Source organism: Pseudomonas sp. CNPSo 3701 (genome assembly GCF_028674975.1).
In the GTDB taxonomy this organism is placed as follows: domain Bacteria; phylum Pseudomonadota; class Gammaproteobacteria; order Pseudomonadales; family Pseudomonadaceae; genus Aquipseudomonas; species Aquipseudomonas straminea.
Genome location: NZ_JAQZSI010000003.1, coordinates 545,110 through 560,466 on the forward strand (window position 1 = coordinate 545,110; position 15,357 = coordinate 560,466).

The window sequence follows — 15,357 nt, forward strand, 5'->3', positions numbered from 1 at the left end:
GGATGTGCCCAGATTAGGGCTTTCAAGGTAAGGCGCAGTCAGCCAAGGTAAAGGCAGGGTAAAGAGCGCTGTCGCTATGTAAGGTGGATCAGGGCGCGTAGTAATAGCCGCGCCCACGCAGCGCGACCACGCGCGGTCGACCATCGGGGTGCGGGCCTATCTTCTTGCGCAGGTTGCTTACGTGCATGTCCAGGCTACGGTCGTACAGGGTCAGCTTGCGGCCCAGAGCCAGTTGGGCGAGCGCCTGCTTGTCGACCGGCTCGCCCGGCTGCTTGAGCAGCGCTTCGAGCACCCGGCTTTCGGACAGGGTCAAGACTATTTCCTGGCCTTCGGCACCCAGCGCGGCCACGCCACGGGCCGGGCTGAAACGCAGGTCGCCCAGCTCGATCTGGCTGGACGCGGCCGGTGGCAGGCTGCGTCGGAGCACGGCACGCAGGCGGGCGGTCAGCTCGCGGGGGTCGCAGGGTTTGGCCAGGTAGTCGTCGGCGCCCAGTTCCAGGCCGAGGATGCGGTCCAGGGGTTCGCCGCGTGCCGAAAGCATCAGCACCGGCAAGTCGGGGTGCTCGCTGCGCAGCTGCTTGAGCAGCTCCAGACCGCTGCCGTCTGGCAGCATCACGTCCAGCACCACGGCGTCAGGCGCTTGCTGCGCTAGCGCTTGGCGCGCAGCCTGGCCGTCGTGACAGGCGGTGACCTGGAAACCCTCCTGGGTCAGCCAACTGGCCAGTAGGTCACAGAGTTCGACGTCGTCGTCGATCAGCAGCAGGTCGCTCATGGCAGCGGTGACGATTCCCGGTTACGGCAGTACGTGTTTGAAGGGTTTGACCACGACGCTGGCGTAGACGCCGGCGGTGCGGAACGGGTCGGCGTTGGCCCAGGTCTTGGCAGCTTCCAGCGACTCGAACTCGGCGACGATCAGGCTGCCGGTGAAACCTGCCGGGCCTGGGTCGTTGCTGTCGATGGCCGGGTTGGGGCCGGCCAATACCAGGCGGCCTTCGCTTTTCAGCTGTTCCAGGCGAGCCAGGTGAGCGGGACGAACGGAGAGGCGAAGCTCGAGGGAATTTTCCACGTCGGTGGCGATGATGGCGTAGAGCATGTCGATCCTTGTGGGTGAGCTGCGAGAAAAGAGCTAAGAGAACAGCGCGATAGCGGGGCAGGAATCTGCCAACCGCGGCATAATAACAAACATGATTCTTCGGGAAAGCGCCCCTTATGCAGGTTGATCTTCATTGCCACAGCACCGCCTCGGACGGCGCCCTGCCGCCTGCCGAGGTGGTCGCACGGGCGCACGGGCGCGGCGTCACCCTGTTGGCGCTGACCGACCACGACACCCTCGAAGGGCTCGATGAGGCGTGCGCCACGGCAGGCGAGCTGGGCGTGCAACTGGTCAATGGTATCGAGCTGTCCTGTACCTGGGGCGGCGCAACCATCCATGTGCTGGGCTATGCCTTCGACCGCGACGCGCCTGCCTTGCGCCAGGCTATCGCCGACCTGCATCAGGGGCGCTGGCTGCGCGCCGAGGAGATTTCCCGGCGCCTGGCGCTCAAGGGCATGGAGGGCGCGCTGGACGGCGCGCGGGCTATTCAGCAGGCCCAGGGCGAAAGTGACAATGCGCCGGCGCGCCCGCATTTTGCGGAATTCATGGTGCGCGCAGGTTTCGTCAAGGATCGCGCCGACGCCTTTCGCAAATGGCTGGGCTCCGGCAAGCTCGGCGACGTCAAGCAGCACTGGCCGACGTTAGATGAAACGCTCGAGACGCTGCGCCAGTCCAACGCATGGATCAGCCTCGCGCACCCCTGGCAGTACGATTTCACGCGTAGCAAGCGTCGCAAACTGGTGGCAGCCTTCGCTGCAGCAGGCGGCCATGCGCTGGAAGTCGTCAACGGCATGCAGCCGGCCGAGCAGGTCGGTGGCCTGGCGATCCTGGCGCGTGAGTTCGGCCTGCTGGCCAGTGTCGGCAGCGACTTCCATGCCCCGGGCGACTGGTCGGAGCTGGGCTTGTACCGGCCGCTGCCCGATGATCTTTCCCCGTTATGGACGCGTTTCGGCTGCGCGCCCTCGTACCACGCCGTTTGAGAGTTGCTAGTCATGAGCCAGTTTTTTCAGATACACCCGGAGAGTCCCCAGGCCCGTCTGATCAAGCAGGCGGTCGATATCATCCGCAACGGTGGCGTGGTGGTCTACCCGACCGATTCGTCCTACGCGGTGGGCTGCCAGATGGGCGCCAAGAGCGCTATGGAGCGGATTCGGCGCCTGCGTCAGCTCGATGACAAGCACAACTTCACTCTGGTGTGCCGCGACCTGTCGCAGCTCAGCACCTTCGCCAAGGTCGACACCGCCGCCTTTCGGCTGCTGAAGAACCACACGCCGGGGCCCTACACATTCATTCTCAACGCCACCCGCGAAGTGCCGCGCATGTTGCTACACCCCAAGCGCCGTACCATCGGTTTGCGCGTGCCCAATCACCCGATCGCCTCGGCGCTACTGGAGGAACTGGGCGAGACGATGATGAGCGTCAGCCTGATCCTGCCTGGCGAAGACCTGCCGATGAGCGATCCCTACGAGATGCGCCAGATGCTCGAACATCAGGTGGATCTGATCATCGATGGCGGCTTCGGCGGCCTGGAAGCCTCGACCGTGATCAGCCTGGTGGACGACGAGCCCGAGGTGATCCGCGTCGGTTGCGGCGATCCATCGCCTTTCGAGTCGCGCTGATTAGATGTCGACCGAGACCGTAGACAGCCAGGCCGGTGCCCAGCAGGAGCTGCCGTTCGCCATGGTCTATGGCGAGGCGCTCACCGAGCTGCCCGTCGACCTGTACATCCCGCCGGACGCCCTTGAAGTGTTTCTCGAAGCCTTCGAAGGCCCGCTGGATCTGCTGCTCTACCTGATCCGCAAGCAGAACATCGACGTATTGGACATCCCGGTGGCGGAGATCACCCGCCAGTACATGGGCTACGTCGAGCTGATGCACACCGTGCGCCTGGAGCTGGCTGCCGAGTACCTGGTGATGGCGGCCATGCTCGCCGAGATCAAGTCGCGCATGCTGCTGCCGCGTTCGGCCGAGGCTGAAGAAGAGGAAGACGACCCGCGTGCCGAGCTGATTCGCCGCCTGCTCGAATACGAGCGCTTCAAAGCCGCCGCCGAGGGCATCGATGCCCTACCGCGGGTGGGCCGCGACCTCATCGTGCCGCGCGTCGAGGCGCCGGAGGCGAGGGCGCGCAAGCTGCTGCCCACGGTGGAACTACAGGAACTGCTGGTGTCGATGGCCGAGGTGCTGCGCCGCGCCGACATGTTCGAGAGCCATCAGGTCAGCCGCGAGGCGCTGTCCACCCGCGAGCGCATGAGCGAGGTGCTCGAAAGGCTCAATGGCGGCGTGTTCGTGCCGTTCGTCGAGCTGTTCACCGCGGAGGAAGGTCGCCTCGGCGTAGTGGTGACCTTCATGGCGATTCTCGAGCTGGTCAAGGAGTCGCTGGTCGAGCTGGTGCAGAACGAGGCGTTCGCCGCCGTGCACGTGCGTCTGCGCGTGGCGGGTGTGGAGGAAGAGGGCGAGAGCGCGTTCGAATGAACTGCTAGACTCGCCGCTTTTGCGGCTGCGCGCGGTATATCCCGACCATGAACCTGTCCGATCCCAAGCAACTCTCCACCTTGCTCGAGGGCCTGCTGCTGGCCTCTGGCAAGCCGCTGTCGCTCGAGCGGATCATGGAATTGTTCGAGGAAGCCGAGCGCCCCGAGGCCGATGTGTTTCGCAAGGCGTTGGCGATTCTCGGCGGCAGTTGCAAGGGGCGGGCGTTCGAACTCAAGGAAGTGGCTTCCGGTTACCGTCTGCAGATTCGCGACACCTTTTCACCCTGGGTCGGCCGCCTCTGGGAGGAGCGCCCGCAGCGCTATTCGCGAGCCATGCTCGAGACCCTGGCGCTGATTGCCTACCGCCAGCCCATCACCCGCGGCGAGATCGAGGAGATCCGCGGCGTGGCGGTGAACAGCCAGATCGTCAAGACGTTGCAGGAGCGCGAGTGGATTCGCGTGGTCGGCTACCGCGACGTGCCTGGTCGGCCGGCCATGTTCGCCACCACCAAGGGTTTTCTTGATCACTTCAACCTGAAGAACCTCGACGAGCTGCCGCCGCTGGCTGCGCTGCGCGAGCTGGAGCCCGAGCCGGTGCTGGCTCAGGATGACGATGACCCGGCGGTGCCACAAAGCCTGCAGGCGCGCGCCGATCTGGCCCTGGCGGATGATGACGTCGAGCCCGACGCCCAAGGCAAGGCCGAGACCAGCTTCGGCTCGCTGCTGGCTGAGCTGGACGCCATGGAGCAGGGCCTGAAAACCGACTTTGATGATCTGACGCGTCAGGACGATGAGTCGAACCCCGACGCGCCGGAAACGGTCTCTAACGCTGCGGGCGATCCGTCCACCAGCGAGCGCGAAGAGACTTCATGAAAGATCCCTGTATCAGCGTCTGCAAATTCGATGACGGCATCTGCCTGGGCTGCGGGCGCAGCAAGGCGGAAATCAAGGCCTGGAAGAAGCTCGACAAGGCCGAACGGCGCTTGGTCGTCGCCGAGGCCGACATGCGCCTGCTGGCCATGGGCAGCAAGGCACGTCGCAAACGCTAGGCGCCGACCAGCGGTCAGGCGCTAGACCGCTCGCCGGCTATGCTCTGCTGCCAGGTGCGTGCCGCGTCCGATCCGCGTATGATGCGCGCCCCTTCGACGACTTGATCGTCCCATCACCAGAAAACACCGGGAGGTGCCCAGATGAGTGAAACCGAAGAATACAGCCCCGCTGGCGAAAAACTGCAGAAGGTCCTGGCTCGCATGGGCCTGGCCTCGCGCCGCGAAATCGAATCCTGGATCACTGCCGGCCGCGTAAAGGTCAACGGCAGCGACGCCAGCCTTGGCCAGCGTGTCGACCTGCATGACGCCATCTCTGTCGACGGTCGTCTGCTACGCCGCGAAGAGGCGACGGAAACCGTGCGCCGCGTGCTGATCTACAACAAGCCCGACGGCGAGATCTGCACCCGCGACGACCCGGAAGGCCGCCCGACGGTATTCGACCGCCTGCCGCGCCCGAAAGACGGCCGCTGGATCAACATCGGCCGTCTGGACATCAACACTACCGGTCTGCTGATGTTCACCACCGACGGCGAGTTGGCCAACCGTTTGATGCACCCCTCCTATCAGATGGACCGTGAGTACGCCGTGCGCGTACGTGGCGAGGTGGACGAGGAGATGATCGAGCGCCTCAAGGCGGGCGTGATGCTCGAGGACGGCCCGGCCAAGTTCACCGATATCCAGGAAGCGCCAGGTGGTGAGGGTTTCAACCACTGGTACCACTGCGTGGTCATGGAAGGTCGTAACCGCGAAGTACGTCGCCTGTGGGAATCCCAGGGCCTGGTGGTCAGCCGCCTGAAGCGCGTGCGCTTCGGCCCGGTGTTCATGACCTCGGACCTGCCCATGGGCCGCTGGCGGGAAATGGGCCAGCGCGAAGTTGACATCCTCAGCGAAGAAGTTGGCCTTAAGCCGGTTGCTTTGCCGGAGATGAAGGAAAAGACCCGCGAGAAGCTCGACCGCATGCAGCGCAAGGCCGCCAAGCCGGTTGGTCGTGGTGAGCGCCCGGGACGCACCCTGCGTCCTGCCAACGGTGGTCCTGCCCAGGGTTCAGCTCGCGGTACTCGTGAAGAGCAAGGGGAGCGCCCAAGCCGCCCCCCCCGTACGCCGCGGGCTGACTCCTCTCGCGGTACGCCAGTTGCCGAGCGCCCGCGTGATGTCGGCAAGAAGCCGGGCAAGTCGCGTGGCGAGCGCGCCGAGTCGAGCGAGCGGGCGCCACGCAAGCCGGCGGATAGCGATAACCGTCGCAGCCGTCCGGCGGGTGATGGCCAGCGGCCGGGCTTCGGTCGCGGCAGCCGCAAGCCGCAGTAAAGGCTGAAAGCTTGGTGTAGCGCAGGGGCGGCAACGCCCTCGGCAGGAGAGCACACAGGCTAACCTGTACGAGCGGCTTTAGCCGCGATTCCCTGCGAAGGGCCCGCGGCTGAAGCCGCTCCTACGCATCGATGCGAGCAGCTTACAGATGAAAAGGGCCCCGATCCTTACGGACGGGGCCCTTTTTCATGGGCGTTGATCAGGCGATTCAGACAGCCATGGCCAGACAGTTGCGGCCGCTGCGCTTGGCGCTGTACAGCGCCTTGTCAGCGCGGTTGAGCAGTCCGTCCACCGACTCGCCGAGTTCCAGGCTGGCGCAACCCAGGCTGATGGAAATCTGCACCGGACGGCCCTGCGCCACGCACTGTAGACCCAGTACCGCCTCGCGCAGGCGCTCGCCAACCAGCTGCGCACCCTCACGCGATGTGGCGGAAAGCAACACCAGAAACTCCTCGCCACCATAGCGGAACACCATGTCGATGTTGCGCAGCTGATCCTTGATGGTGGTAGCCACCGCCTTGAGCACTTCGTCGCCGGCGCTGTGGCCGTGCTCATCGTTGATGCTCTTGAAGTGGTCGATGTCCAGCATCAGCAGCGACATCGGCTGGCCATTGCGGCGTGCCAGCTCGATTTCGCGGCCCAGCACCTGATCCATGGCGATGCGGTTGCCGGTGTTGGTCAGTGGATCGCGCAGCGCGCTCTGGATCGCCACGCGGTAGAGCAGGGCATTGCGCAGCGGGTACATGAGGCTGGCCAGCAGGGATTCGAGCTGCGCCAGTTCGTGATCGGAAAAGCGCTGGCGCCGCCGGAAGGTCAGCTCGCCCAGATATTCGCTCTCGTGACTGAGGCGGTAGGTGGCCGAGTGATTGGCCGGTTGGCCGAAGTCCAGGCGCAGGTCACTACTCGAATGTTGGTAACCCAGCGAATCCACCGGCACCAAGTGCTGCAGCTCACGGAAGAAGGTGGCGAGGATACGCTCGGCGTCCAGGCTGGTCTGCAGCTGCAGACCGAGGCGCTGGCGCAACTGCGCCAGGCTGACCGGGCGGGTCTGCTCCTTGCGCGCTGAAGCGCCGAGACGCTGCACTTTGGCGGCATCGAAATCGATGGTGTTTTTCTGGCTGGGTGGGACCATTTTTGTGAACCTCTGGCGCTTCATTGCAGCTGCAGGCTACAGAGCTAATTTCATGCCAGTCTTTTAGGGCCGATTAAAAGCCTTGAGGTTCAACAGGTTGCAGCTGATCGATAGCGGCAGAGGGCCATTGATGGCAATGCGCCGTCAGAATGACGGCAAGAATTTGCCGCTCTGGAAAGACGCCGCGACAATTTAATGTCGCGGCGCCGATCGTGGTGGGCGAGGGCGATAAGGCGGCGATTATTGGGCGTCGAATGCCTGGCCATTGATGCCCTGGCTATCCGGCCCCATCAGGTACAGGTAGACCGGCATGATGGCCTCCGGCGTCGGTCGGGTCTGCGGATCCTCGCCAGGATAAGCCTGGGCGCGCATTTCGGTGCGGGTGCCGCCCGGATTGACGCTGTTGGCGCGGATCGCAGTTATGCCTTCGATCTCGTCGGCCATCACCTGCATCAGCCCTTCGGTGGCGAACTTGGACACCGCATAAGCGCCCCAGTAAGCGCGGCCCTTGCGGCCCACGCTGCTGGAGGTGAATACCACCGAAGCATCGGCGGACACCTTGAGCAGCGGCAACAGTGTGCTGGTCAGCATGAACATCGCGTTGACGTTGACCTGCATGACACGCATGAAATTATCGCCGGACAGCTGCTCCAGCGGCGTACGTGGGCCGATGATCGAGGCGTTGTGCAGCAGGCCGTCGAGCTTGCCGAATTCTTTTTCGACCATCGCCGCCAGCTCATCGTACTGGTGCGGCAGCGCCGTTTCCAGGTCGAATGGAATCACCACCGGCTGTGGGTGGCCCGCCTGCTCGATGGCGTCGTAGGTACGCGCCAGGTTCTCCTCGCTCTTGCCCAATAGCAGCACGGTAGCGCCATGGGCAGCATAGGTGCGCGCTGCGGCGGCGCCAATCCCGCGGCCGGCGCCGGTCACCAGGATCACGCGATCCTTGAGCAGGTCGGGGCGGGCGCTGTAATCGAACATGGGAATTTCTCTTTAATCGTGAGTAGGGTGAAGGGCGGGGTCGGTCTTGAAGCCTCGGCAGACTGCCGCCAGCTTGTGCCCATCCGGGTCGCGGACATAAGCACTGAAGAAGTCGGCGCCATAATGCAGGCGCAGGCCGGGCGGGCCTTCACAGCGGCCGCCGTGGGTCAATGCGGCATGGTGGAAGTCGCGTACCGCCTGCCAGCTGTGGGCGCGCAAAGCGATCATGCTGCCATTGCCGACGCTCGGCGGCTCATCGTTGAACGGCTTGCAGAGCCACAGGGCCAGTTTCTCGCGACCATCGTCCAGGTAGGTGCCCCAGCCGATCCAGTCGTCCCAACCTTTGCCGCCTGGCGTGCAGCGCTCTAGCCCGAGCGGCGCCAGGGCTGCATCGTAGAATCGCGCGGCGCGTTGCAGATCGCTGCAGCCAAGGCTGAGGTAGCTGAACATCAGGCGTCCTCAGCAGCTGCACAGCGCCTGATCGAGCACCTTGCGCAGCTCCAGCGGGTGGTCAATGACCACGTCGGCGCCCCAGTGACGGGGGTTGTCGTCGGGGTGGATGTAGCCGTAGGTGACCGCCGCAGTCTTGGTGCCGGCGTCGCGGCCGGATTCGATGTCGCGCAGGTCGTCGCCGACGAACAGCACGCTGGCCGGGTCGAGCTTGAGGGTCGAGCACGCGAGGATCATCGGCTCCGGGTCGGGCTTGCTGCGGGTCACGTGGTCCGGGCAGATCAGGATCGAGGAGCGCTCGGCCAGGCCCAGGCGCTGCATGATCGGCTCGGCGAAACGCAGCGGCTTGTTGGTCACCACACCCCAGATCAGCTTGGCCCGTTCGATATCCTCGAGCAGCGGCTCGATGCCTTCGTAGGGACGGGTCAGCACCGCGCAGTGATCCTGGTAGCGTTCCAGGAATTCCAGGCGCAAGGCTTCGAACTCCGGGCTCATCGGGTCGATATCGAACGCGTTGAGGATCATCGCCCGGGCGCCGCCGGAGACGTGGTCGCGAATCAGCTTTTCCGCTACCGGCGGCAGGCCGCGCTCGGCGCGCATGGCCTGGCAGATGGCGATGAAGTCCGGCGCGCTGTCGAGCAGCGTGCCATCCATGTCGAAAAGAACCGCGCGCAAGCGCATCAGGCCTCCTTGGGGATTCGAGTCATAGCGTTGGCGTGTGCCCCTGGCGTGGGCAACGGGCGTGAGACGCATGTTGCCAGTTTCCGTTGCCGGATGGGGGCACACAGATTGACTCACTGTATGTCACTTTGTCGCAGCGTGCAGCCGGTTAGCTCATCAGACTTACCTGGGCGGCGACGATGCGCCACCTGCCGTCCAGTTTCACCCAGCTCTGCTGCTGGCGGCCGATACGCTCGCTGCCCGCGCGGGTGAACTCGGTGCTGCATACGGCGAAGTTCTCGCCATAGGTGGTGATGACCGTGTTGTGCAATTCGCGGTGCAGGCCGGCGGTTGGTCGCGCAGCGCGAAAGGCACGGATCTCGTCGATGCCATAGAGGTTTTCGGAGGCGCCGAGGCGCACGGTGCGCGGGTCGTGCCAGAACAGCTCGTCGAGTACGGCGATATCGTTGCTGATCAACGCCTGCTCATAGCGCTGAAAGGCAGCGATGACTTCGGCGCGCACGACTGGCAGGTCTATCTGTTCAGGGCTCATGCATTCACTCCAGGTTCACGGCTTGGGCTTGCGCGATGCCCAGGCGCTCCAGCGCTGCAGCAGCCCGCAGGCAGGCATCTTCACGAAATGGCGCGGCGATCAGCTGCACGCCGATCGACAGGCCGGCGGCAGTGCACAGTGGTGCGCTGACTACGGGCAGGCCGAGAAAGGAAATCGGCTGGGCCAACATGCCCATGCTGGCGCGGGTCGGCAAATCGACGCCGTTGATGCGCAGGGTCGCCTGGCCGATCGGCGTCGCACTGGTGGGTGTCGCTGGGGCGATCAGCACATCGATATCGTTGAACAGCGGTAGTACCTGGTTCTGGAAATGCCGCCGGAAGCGCTGCGCCTGGACGTACCAGGCGGCGGGAATCATCGCGCCGGCCAGCAGGCGTTCGCGCGACAGCGGCTCGAAAGCCTCCGGTGAGTTGCGCAGTGCCGGCAGGTAGGCGTTGCCGCCTTCGCTGGCGCTGATGATGAACGCCGAAGTGCGGGCCAGCTCGGCGTCGGCCAGGGTGACCTCCTCGCTGGCGTTCAGGGCCTTGGCGGCCCGGGCTACGGCGTCGCGGGCGCTGTCATCGCACCACTGCTGGAAGTAGCCACCCAGCACGCCGACGCGCAGGCCGCCCAGATCCTGCTCGAGAAGCTCCGATACGGCTTGCGGCGGCTGGCTGGCCTGGAAACCGTCCGCCGGATCATGGCCCTGCAGTGCGTCGTAGACGGCGGCGAGGTCGGCGGTGCTGCGCGCCAGCGGCCCGATATGGTCTAGGCTGCCCACGAACGGGTGCGAGCCGCTGCGCGACAGTCTGCCAAAGGTGGGCTTGAGGCCGAAGATTCCGCAGAGCGAGGCGGGCACGCGAATGGAGCCGTTGGTGTCGCTGCCCAGGGAGAAGTTCACCAGGCCGGCTGCAACCGCCGCTGCCGAGCCTCCGGAGGATCCACCGGCGATGCGTGACAGGTCGTGGGGGTTGCGGGTCGCGCCGAAGTGGGTGTTTTCCGTGGTGAACCCGTAGGCGTAGGCATCCATGTTCAGCATCCCCGTGAGCAGGGCGCCGCTGGCGGACAGCTGGCGCACGGCCCAGGCGTCGGCCTGTGCGGCTGGTCGGTTCTGGAACAGCCGGGCGCCGGCCAGGGTCGGAAAGCCAGCGACATCGAACAGGTTCTTCGCCCCATAGGGCACCGCCGCCAGGGCGGGCAGGGGCGAGCCTTCGCGGCGCAAGCGGTCTAGCCGCTCGGCTTCCTCGCGCATGCGCTGGTGGGTGATCTGCGTCCAGGCATTGATTGCCGGGTTATGACGTTCGATGGCCGCCAGGCTGTGCTCGGTGATTTCCTGGGCGCTGAGCTCGCCCGCTGCCAGGGCCGTTCGGATTTCGTCGATGGAGAGCAGGGCGGGATTCATGCCTGGTACACCCCCGCAACTTCCAGTCGATCATCAAGCGCAAAGGCCATCAGCGGTTCGGCCATGGCGGCGATGCGGCTGAACTGGGTGAGCAGCTCCTGGCGCCGCGCGTCGTCCAGCTCCAGGGCCAGAACCTGTTCCATCTGGGCGACATAGGCGGCCCAGTCGGGCGTGATCGGTGGCATGGTGATCTCCTTGCGAAGTGGGGGTTCTAGGCCACGGGTGCGGTGGAATGAATTGCCGCGGGCGATTTCAGCAGGTGGGCAGTTTCTATATCATCGGTCGAATGAAACGAAAGTTACAAGGCGCCTTCCATGACTCAACTCGATGAACGTCTGCGCAGCCACTATGCACAGCTCGCGCCACAGGAGCAGCGCATCGCTGACTTCGTGCTCGATCATTACGATGATCTGGTCAGCTACAACAGCGCCGAGCTAGCGCGGCTCGCCGGGGTCTCCAAGGCCACCGTGAGCCGGCTGTTCAAGCGCCTGGGGTACGAGAAATACAAGGACATGCGCGATGAGCAGCGCAGCCTGCGCCAGAGCGGCATGCCGGTGGCCGACAACCGTGACGTGGTGCAGGGCAACACCTTGCTGGCCCGCCATTACAAACAGGAAATGGCCAACCTCACCCAGTGGGTCAATGCCATCGAGGCCGAGTCGTTCGGCGAGGTGGTTCGCGCGCTGGGCAGCAGCAGGCGCGTCTTCGTGGTGGGCCTGCGCAACGCCTTTCCCGTGGCGCTGCACATGCGCCAGCAACTGCTGCAGGTGCGCAGTGCGGTGCAGGTGCTGCCCCAGCCAGGGCAGACGCTGGCCGAGGAGCTGGTCGACCTGACGGCCGAAGATCTGGTGGTGGTGTTCGGGTTCAGGCGCCGCCCGCGGATCATTCGCCCGCTCCTGCAAGCCCTGCAGGCCCAGCAGGTACCGACCCTGGTGATCTGCGAGCCGCAGGCCCAGGGCGTCATCGCGCTCGCCAGCTGGCACCTGTGCGCGCCACTGGACAGCGTGTCGGCATTCGACAGTTATTCCAGCGCCAACAGCCTGATCAACCTGCTGGTCAACGCACTGCTGCACGAGCAATTGACCGAGGGGCGTCAACGCATTCACCAGATCGCCGGGCTCTACGGCCAACTGGACGAATTGGAACAGCGTTAGTGCGCCTTTGTGGTGCGAAGCAGTATGAGGGCGCCAGATGGCGCCCTTTTTTGTGGCGTGCCATGCGTGTGTTTCGCCTCTTTATCGTGCTCGTGAGCAGTAGCACTCCCTCGCAAAGTACGTGGTGGTTGGCTTGTAGGGCCGGTATGACAAGCGTTGCCCTGAAAAAGCATGGCCAGAAAATACGCTGGCACGTTGGTTGCAAATTTGAAAATAACGAATCTTTCGTTTCATGACTGACGATGATGGGGTGAAGACGATGAAGAAGGGATTGATCGCACTGCTGACCGCTGGCCTGCTGCTGACCCAAGTAACCAGCGCGCTGGCCGACCAGTTGCAAGAGATCGAAAAACGCGGGGTGATCCGCATTGCCGTGCCGCAGGATTTCCCGCCATTTGGCTCCGTGGGCACCGACCTGCAGCCTCAGGGGTATGACATCGACATGGCCAAATACCTGGCCAAGGAGATGAAACTTAAATTGCAGCTGGTACCGGTCACCAGCGCCAACCGAGTGCCGTACCTGCAGACCGACAAGGTCGACCTGGTGATCTCCAGCTTGGGCAAGAACGCCGAGCGTGAGCAGGTGATCGATTTCAGCGCCGCCTACGCACCGTTCTTCCTTGGCGTGTTCGGTGCCAAGGACAACGCCCTGGCGAAGGCTGACGAGCTGGTCGGCAAGTCGATTGGCGTGACCCGCGGCGCCGTGGAAGACATGGTGCTCACCGAGGTGGCGCCAGAGGGGGCCGAGGTCAAACGCTACGAGGACAACAACACCACGCTGTCTGCCTATCTGTCCGGGCAGGTGGAGTTCGTCGCCACCGGCAACCTGGTGGTCGCGGCCATCGAGCGTCAAAACGCGGCCCGTGCTCCGGTGGCCAAGTTCATGCTCAAGGATTCGCCGTGCTACATCGGCCTGCGCAAGGGTGAGGCGGCGCTGAAAGCCAAGGTCGACGCGCTGATCGAGCAGGCCAAGGCTGACGGTACGCTCAACGGTCTGTCCGAAGAGTGGCTGAAGGCGCCGCTGCCCGCGAACCTGGGCGCTTAAGGGCTGACCGATGATGGCGCAGCTGAATTTCTCCGCTCTGTGGCCGTACTGGCCGGAGCTGTTGTCCGGCCTCTGGGTGACCATTCAGCTCACGGTGATGGCGACCATGGGCGGCGTGGGCCTGGGCATTCTCGGTGCAGCCCTGCGCAGCGGCCGGCCGAGCGTGCTGAGCCGCCTGTGGGGCGTCTACGTCGAGCTGATTCGCAACACGCCATTCGTGGTGCAGCTGTTCTTCATCGTCTTCGGCCTGCCCAATCTGGGCCTGAAGCTGACCGCAGGCGAGGCTGCGCTGCTGGCGATGCTGATTAACCTGGGCGCCTACAGCACCGAGATCATCCGTGCCGGCATCCAGGTCACGCCTCGCGGCCAGTGGGAGGCCGGTCGCGTGCTGGGTCTGAGCCGCACGCAAACATTCGTGCGTGTGGTGCTGCCACCATCGCTCAAGCGCATTTATCCGGCGCTGGTCAGTCAGTGCATCATCGTCATGCTCGGTTCCTCGGTGGTTTCCCAGGTTTCCCATGAGGAGCTGACCTTCGCGGCCAACCTGATCCAGTCGCGTACCTTCCTGAGCTTCGAGGTTTACCTGGTGACCACGCTGCTGTACCTGGCGCTGTCCATCGCCATGCGCCAGCTGCTGTTGGCGGCCGGCCGCAAGTGGTTTGGAGAGCAGCCATGATGACCACCTTCACCGACTGGGACATCCTGCGCAATCTGCTTCTGGCTGCGCGCTGGACCGTGCTGCTGTCGCTTACCGCATTCATCGGCGGCACCTTGGTGGCCATTCCGCTGGTGATGGCGCGACTTTCCAAGCGGGCCTGGCCGCACTGGCTGATTCGCGGCTATACCGAGATGTTCCAAGGCACGCCGCTGCTCATGCAGCTGTTCCTGGCGTTCTTCGGCGTGGCCCTGCTGGGCATCGACGTGTCGCCCTGGACGGCTGCCTCGCTGGCGCTGACCTTCTACACCAGTGCGTTTCTGGTGGACATCTGGCACGGCAGTATCCGCGCGCTGCCCAAGGGCCAGTGGGAAGCCTGTCGCTGCCTGGGGTTGGACGTCGGGCAGATGCTGTTTCGCGTCATCCTGCCCCAGGCGCTGCGCATCGGCATCGCGCCCACCGTGGGCTTCGCCGTCCAGGTGATCAAGGGCACCGCGCTGGCGTCGATCATCGGTTTCGTCGAGCTGACCAAGGCCGGCACCATCCTCAACAACGTCACCTACGAGCCGTTCAAGGTGTTCGGCCTGGTGGCGCTGGGCTACTTCCTGATGTGTTATCCGCTGTCGCGTTACAGCCAGTATCTGGAGAAGAAATTCAATGCCGCTCATCACCATTGATCAGGTACAGAAGTACTACGGCGACAACCACGTGCTCAAGGGTGTCGATCTCGATATCGAGGTGGGCGAGGTGGTGTCGATCATCGGCCGCAGCGGCTCGGGCAAGAGCACCTTGCTGCGCTGCATCAATGGCCTGGAGGGCTATCAGGACGGCAGCATCAAGCTCGGCGGCATGACCATCACCGACCGCGATTCCCAGGCGCGGGAAATCAGCCGCTCGGTGGGCATGGTGTTCCAGAGCTTCAACCTGTTCCCGCACATGACCGCCCGTGAGAACGTCATGCTGGCGCCGCGTCGCGTGCTGAAGAAGAGCGATGCCGAGTGCCGTGAGCTGGCGGCACGCATGCTCGAGAAGGTGGGCCTTGGTGATCGCCTGGACTATTACCCCGCGAGCCTTTCCGGTGGCCAGCAGCAGCGCGTCGCCATCGCCCGTGCGCTGGCTATGTCGCCCAAGGTGCTGCTGTGCGACGAAATCACCTCGGCGCTGGACCCGGAGCTGGTCGGCGAGGTGCTCAAGGTGCTCGAGCAACTGGCCAAGGAGGGCATGACGCTGATCCTGGTCACCCACGAAATGAATTTTGCCCAGGAGGTGGGTGACCGCGTGGTGTTCATGCACCAGGGCCGCGTATGGGAACAAGGCCCCAGCCGCGAGCTGTTCGCCAACCCGCAGAGCGCCGAACTCAAGCAATTCATCTCGTCCGTACGCGGACTGAACTGAGCGTCTCAAGAACGA

Annotated in this window: 20 protein-coding genes; 11 read left to right on the forward strand and 9 right to left on the reverse strand. The window is 64.4% G+C overall.

Annotation, left to right across the window (positions count from 1 at the left end):
• Positions 1-88 precede the first annotated feature (88 nt).
• Together PVA39_RS11785 and PVA39_RS11790 are read right to left on the reverse strand one after the other, a co-directional pair.
• Positions 89-772, reverse strand: coding sequence for a response regulator transcription factor (locus PVA39_RS11785; RefSeq protein ID WP_274124198.1), 684 nt, complete (start codon positions 770-772; stop codon positions 89-91).
• Between the two features lie 21 nt (positions 773-793).
• The gene (locus tag PVA39_RS11790; RefSeq protein WP_027905133.1) at positions 794-1,093 is read right to left on the reverse strand and encodes a YciI family protein; all 300 of its coding nucleotides are present in this window, start codon (positions 1,091-1,093) and stop codon (positions 794-796) included.
• 116 nt (positions 1,094-1,209) lie between these two features.
• On the opposite strand from PVA39_RS11790, the gene PVA39_RS11795 reads away from it, so the two are divergent.
• From PVA39_RS11795 to rluB, 6 genes are all read left to right on the forward strand, one after another.
• Positions 1,210-2,073: a PHP domain-containing protein gene (locus PVA39_RS11795; RefSeq protein WP_274124199.1), complete on the forward strand. Its 864-nt coding sequence runs from the start codon at positions 1,210-1,212 to the stop codon at positions 2,071-2,073.
• 12 nt (positions 2,074-2,085) lie between these two features.
• Positions 2,086-2,712 carry an L-threonylcarbamoyladenylate synthase gene (locus PVA39_RS11800; RefSeq protein WP_274124200.1) on the forward strand — a complete coding sequence of 209 codons (627 nt, stop codon included), beginning with the start codon at positions 2,086-2,088 and terminating at the stop codon, positions 2,710-2,712.
• Between the two features lie 61 nt (positions 2,713-2,773).
• A complete protein-coding gene (locus tag PVA39_RS11805; RefSeq protein WP_274124290.1) occupies positions 2,774-3,565 on the forward strand; it encodes a segregation and condensation protein A in 792 nt (263 codons plus the stop codon).
• 47 nt (positions 3,566-3,612) lie between these two features.
• Entirely contained in the window at positions 3,613-4,437 is an 825-nt protein-coding gene (scpB, locus tag PVA39_RS11810) for an SMC-Scp complex subunit ScpB (RefSeq protein WP_274124201.1), read from the forward strand.
• Positions 4,434-4,613, forward strand: a complete 180-nt coding sequence (locus PVA39_RS11815) for a DUF1289 domain-containing protein (RefSeq protein ID WP_027905137.1) — start codon at positions 4,434-4,436, stop codon at positions 4,611-4,613. The genes scpB and PVA39_RS11815 overlap by 4 nt, the downstream gene beginning before the upstream one ends.
• Before the next feature lie 141 nt (positions 4,614-4,754).
• Positions 4,755-5,918 carry a 23S rRNA pseudouridine(2605) synthase RluB gene (gene rluB, locus PVA39_RS11820; protein ID WP_274124202.1) on the forward strand — a complete coding sequence of 388 codons (1,164 nt, stop codon included), beginning with the start codon at positions 4,755-4,757 and terminating at the stop codon, positions 5,916-5,918.
• A 208-nt stretch (positions 5,919-6,126) separates the two neighbouring features.
• Here rluB and PVA39_RS11825 read toward each other — a convergent pair whose 3' ends face one another.
• The 7 genes from PVA39_RS11825 to hpxX form a co-directional block, all read right to left on the reverse strand.
• Positions 6,127-7,050 carry a GGDEF domain-containing protein gene (locus PVA39_RS11825; protein WP_274124203.1) on the reverse strand — a complete coding sequence of 308 codons (924 nt, stop codon included), beginning with the start codon at positions 7,048-7,050 and terminating at the stop codon, positions 6,127-6,129.
• A gap of 240 nt (positions 7,051-7,290) precedes the next feature.
• Complete coding sequence (locus PVA39_RS11830; RefSeq protein ID WP_274124204.1) at positions 7,291-8,031, reverse strand: YciK family oxidoreductase; 741 nt, start codon at positions 8,029-8,031, stop codon at positions 7,291-7,293.
• A 12-nt stretch (positions 8,032-8,043) separates the two neighbouring features.
• Positions 8,044-8,481, reverse strand: a complete 438-nt coding sequence (locus tag PVA39_RS11835; RefSeq protein ID WP_274124205.1) for a VOC family protein — start codon at positions 8,479-8,481, stop codon at positions 8,044-8,046.
• 9 nt (positions 8,482-8,490) lie between these two features.
• Positions 8,491-9,162, reverse strand: a complete 672-nt coding sequence (mupP, locus tag PVA39_RS11840) for an N-acetylmuramic acid 6-phosphate phosphatase MupP (RefSeq protein WP_013791113.1) — start codon at positions 9,160-9,162, stop codon at positions 8,491-8,493.
• 148 nt (positions 9,163-9,310) lie between these two features.
• Entirely contained in the window at positions 9,311-9,694 is a 384-nt protein-coding gene (gene hpxZ, locus PVA39_RS11845) for an oxalurate catabolism protein HpxZ (RefSeq protein WP_274124206.1), read from the reverse strand.
• Positions 9,695-9,698: 4 nt separating this feature from the next.
• A complete protein-coding gene (locus tag PVA39_RS11850; protein ID WP_274124207.1) occupies positions 9,699-11,093 on the reverse strand; it encodes an AtzE family amidohydrolase in 1,395 nt (464 codons plus the stop codon).
• Positions 11,090-11,278 (reverse strand): oxalurate catabolism protein HpxX, encoded by a 189-nt coding sequence (hpxX, locus tag PVA39_RS11855; protein WP_093506847.1) that lies wholly within the window; start codon positions 11,276-11,278, stop codon positions 11,090-11,092. The genes PVA39_RS11850 and hpxX overlap by 4 nt, the downstream gene beginning before the upstream one ends.
• Before the next feature lie 129 nt (positions 11,279-11,407).
• Here hpxX and PVA39_RS11860 point away from each other — a divergent pair, with 129 nt between their 5' ends.
• From PVA39_RS11860 to PVA39_RS11880, 5 genes are all read left to right on the forward strand, one after another.
• Positions 11,408-12,247, forward strand: a complete 840-nt coding sequence (locus PVA39_RS11860; RefSeq protein WP_274124208.1) for a MurR/RpiR family transcriptional regulator — start codon at positions 11,408-11,410, stop codon at positions 12,245-12,247.
• A gap of 232 nt (positions 12,248-12,479) precedes the next feature.
• The gene (locus PVA39_RS11865; RefSeq protein ID WP_443200957.1) at positions 12,480-13,292 is read left to right on the forward strand and encodes a transporter substrate-binding domain-containing protein; all 813 of its coding nucleotides are present in this window, start codon (positions 12,480-12,482) and stop codon (positions 13,290-13,292) included.
• 10 nt (positions 13,293-13,302) lie between these two features.
• Complete coding sequence (locus tag PVA39_RS11870) at positions 13,303-13,968, forward strand: amino acid ABC transporter permease (RefSeq protein ID WP_274124209.1); 666 nt, start codon at positions 13,303-13,305, stop codon at positions 13,966-13,968.
• On the forward strand, positions 13,968-14,624 hold the full coding sequence (locus tag PVA39_RS11875; protein ID WP_274124292.1) for an amino acid ABC transporter permease: 657 nt from the start codon (positions 13,968-13,970) through the stop codon (positions 14,622-14,624). The genes PVA39_RS11870 and PVA39_RS11875 overlap by 1 nt, the downstream gene beginning before the upstream one ends.
• Entirely contained in the window at positions 14,605-15,342 is a 738-nt protein-coding gene (locus tag PVA39_RS11880) for an amino acid ABC transporter ATP-binding protein (RefSeq protein ID WP_274124210.1), read from the forward strand. The genes PVA39_RS11875 and PVA39_RS11880 overlap by 20 nt, the downstream gene beginning before the upstream one ends.
• Positions 15,343-15,357: the final 15 nt, after the last annotated feature.

Excerpts from the sequence above, each read along its gene's own strand:
- PVA39_RS11870 (WP_274124209.1), top strand. The coding sequence starts at position 13,303 with ATGATGGCGCAGCTGAATTTCTCCGCTCTGTGGCCGTACTGGCCGGAG.
- PVA39_RS11850 (WP_274124207.1), bottom strand. The coding sequence starts at position 11,093 with ATGAATCCCGCCCTGCTCTCCATCGACGAAATCCGAACGGCCCTGGCA.
- PVA39_RS11835 (WP_274124205.1), bottom strand. The coding sequence starts at position 8,481 with ATGTTCAGCTACCTCAGCCTTGGCTGCAGCGATCTGCAACGCGCCGCG.
- PVA39_RS11785 (WP_274124198.1), bottom strand. The coding sequence starts at position 772 with ATGAGCGACCTGCTGCTGATCGACGACGACGTCGAACTCTGTGACCTA.
- hpxZ (WP_274124206.1), bottom strand. The coding sequence starts at position 9,694 with ATGAGCCCTGAACAGATAGACCTGCCAGTCGTGCGCGCCGAAGTCATC.
- PVA39_RS11865 (WP_443200957.1), top strand. The coding sequence starts at position 12,480 with ATGACTGACGATGATGGGGTGAAGACGATGAAGAAGGGATTGATCGCA.
- PVA39_RS11795 (WP_274124199.1), top strand. The coding sequence starts at position 1,210 with ATGCAGGTTGATCTTCATTGCCACAGCACCGCCTCGGACGGCGCCCTG.
- scpB (WP_274124201.1), top strand. The coding sequence starts at position 3,613 with ATGAACCTGTCCGATCCCAAGCAACTCTCCACCTTGCTCGAGGGCCTG.
- PVA39_RS11825 (WP_274124203.1), bottom strand. The coding sequence starts at position 7,050 with ATGGTCCCACCCAGCCAGAAAAACACCATCGATTTCGATGCCGCCAAA.
- PVA39_RS11875 (WP_274124292.1), top strand. The coding sequence starts at position 13,968 with ATGACCACCTTCACCGACTGGGACATCCTGCGCAATCTGCTTCTGGCT.
- hpxX (WP_093506847.1), bottom strand. The coding sequence starts at position 11,278 with ATGCCACCGATCACGCCCGACTGGGCCGCCTATGTCGCCCAGATGGAA.
- PVA39_RS11830 (WP_274124204.1), bottom strand. The coding sequence starts at position 8,031 with ATGTTCGATTACAGCGCCCGCCCCGACCTGCTCAAGGATCGCGTGATC.
- PVA39_RS11800 (WP_274124200.1), top strand. The coding sequence starts at position 2,086 with ATGAGCCAGTTTTTTCAGATACACCCGGAGAGTCCCCAGGCCCGTCTG.
- PVA39_RS11815 (WP_027905137.1), top strand. The coding sequence starts at position 4,434 with ATGAAAGATCCCTGTATCAGCGTCTGCAAATTCGATGACGGCATCTGC.
- PVA39_RS11805 (WP_274124290.1), top strand. The coding sequence starts at position 2,774 with ATGGTCTATGGCGAGGCGCTCACCGAGCTGCCCGTCGACCTGTACATC.
- PVA39_RS11790 (WP_027905133.1), bottom strand. The coding sequence starts at position 1,093 with ATGCTCTACGCCATCATCGCCACCGACGTGGAAAATTCCCTCGAGCTT.
- rluB (WP_274124202.1), top strand. The coding sequence starts at position 4,755 with ATGAGTGAAACCGAAGAATACAGCCCCGCTGGCGAAAAACTGCAGAAG.
- PVA39_RS11860 (WP_274124208.1), top strand. The coding sequence starts at position 11,408 with ATGACTCAACTCGATGAACGTCTGCGCAGCCACTATGCACAGCTCGCG.
- mupP (WP_013791113.1), bottom strand. The coding sequence starts at position 9,162 with ATGCGCTTGCGCGCGGTTCTTTTCGACATGGATGGCACGCTGCTCGAC.
- PVA39_RS11880 (WP_274124210.1), top strand. The coding sequence starts at position 14,605 with ATGCCGCTCATCACCATTGATCAGGTACAGAAGTACTACGGCGACAAC.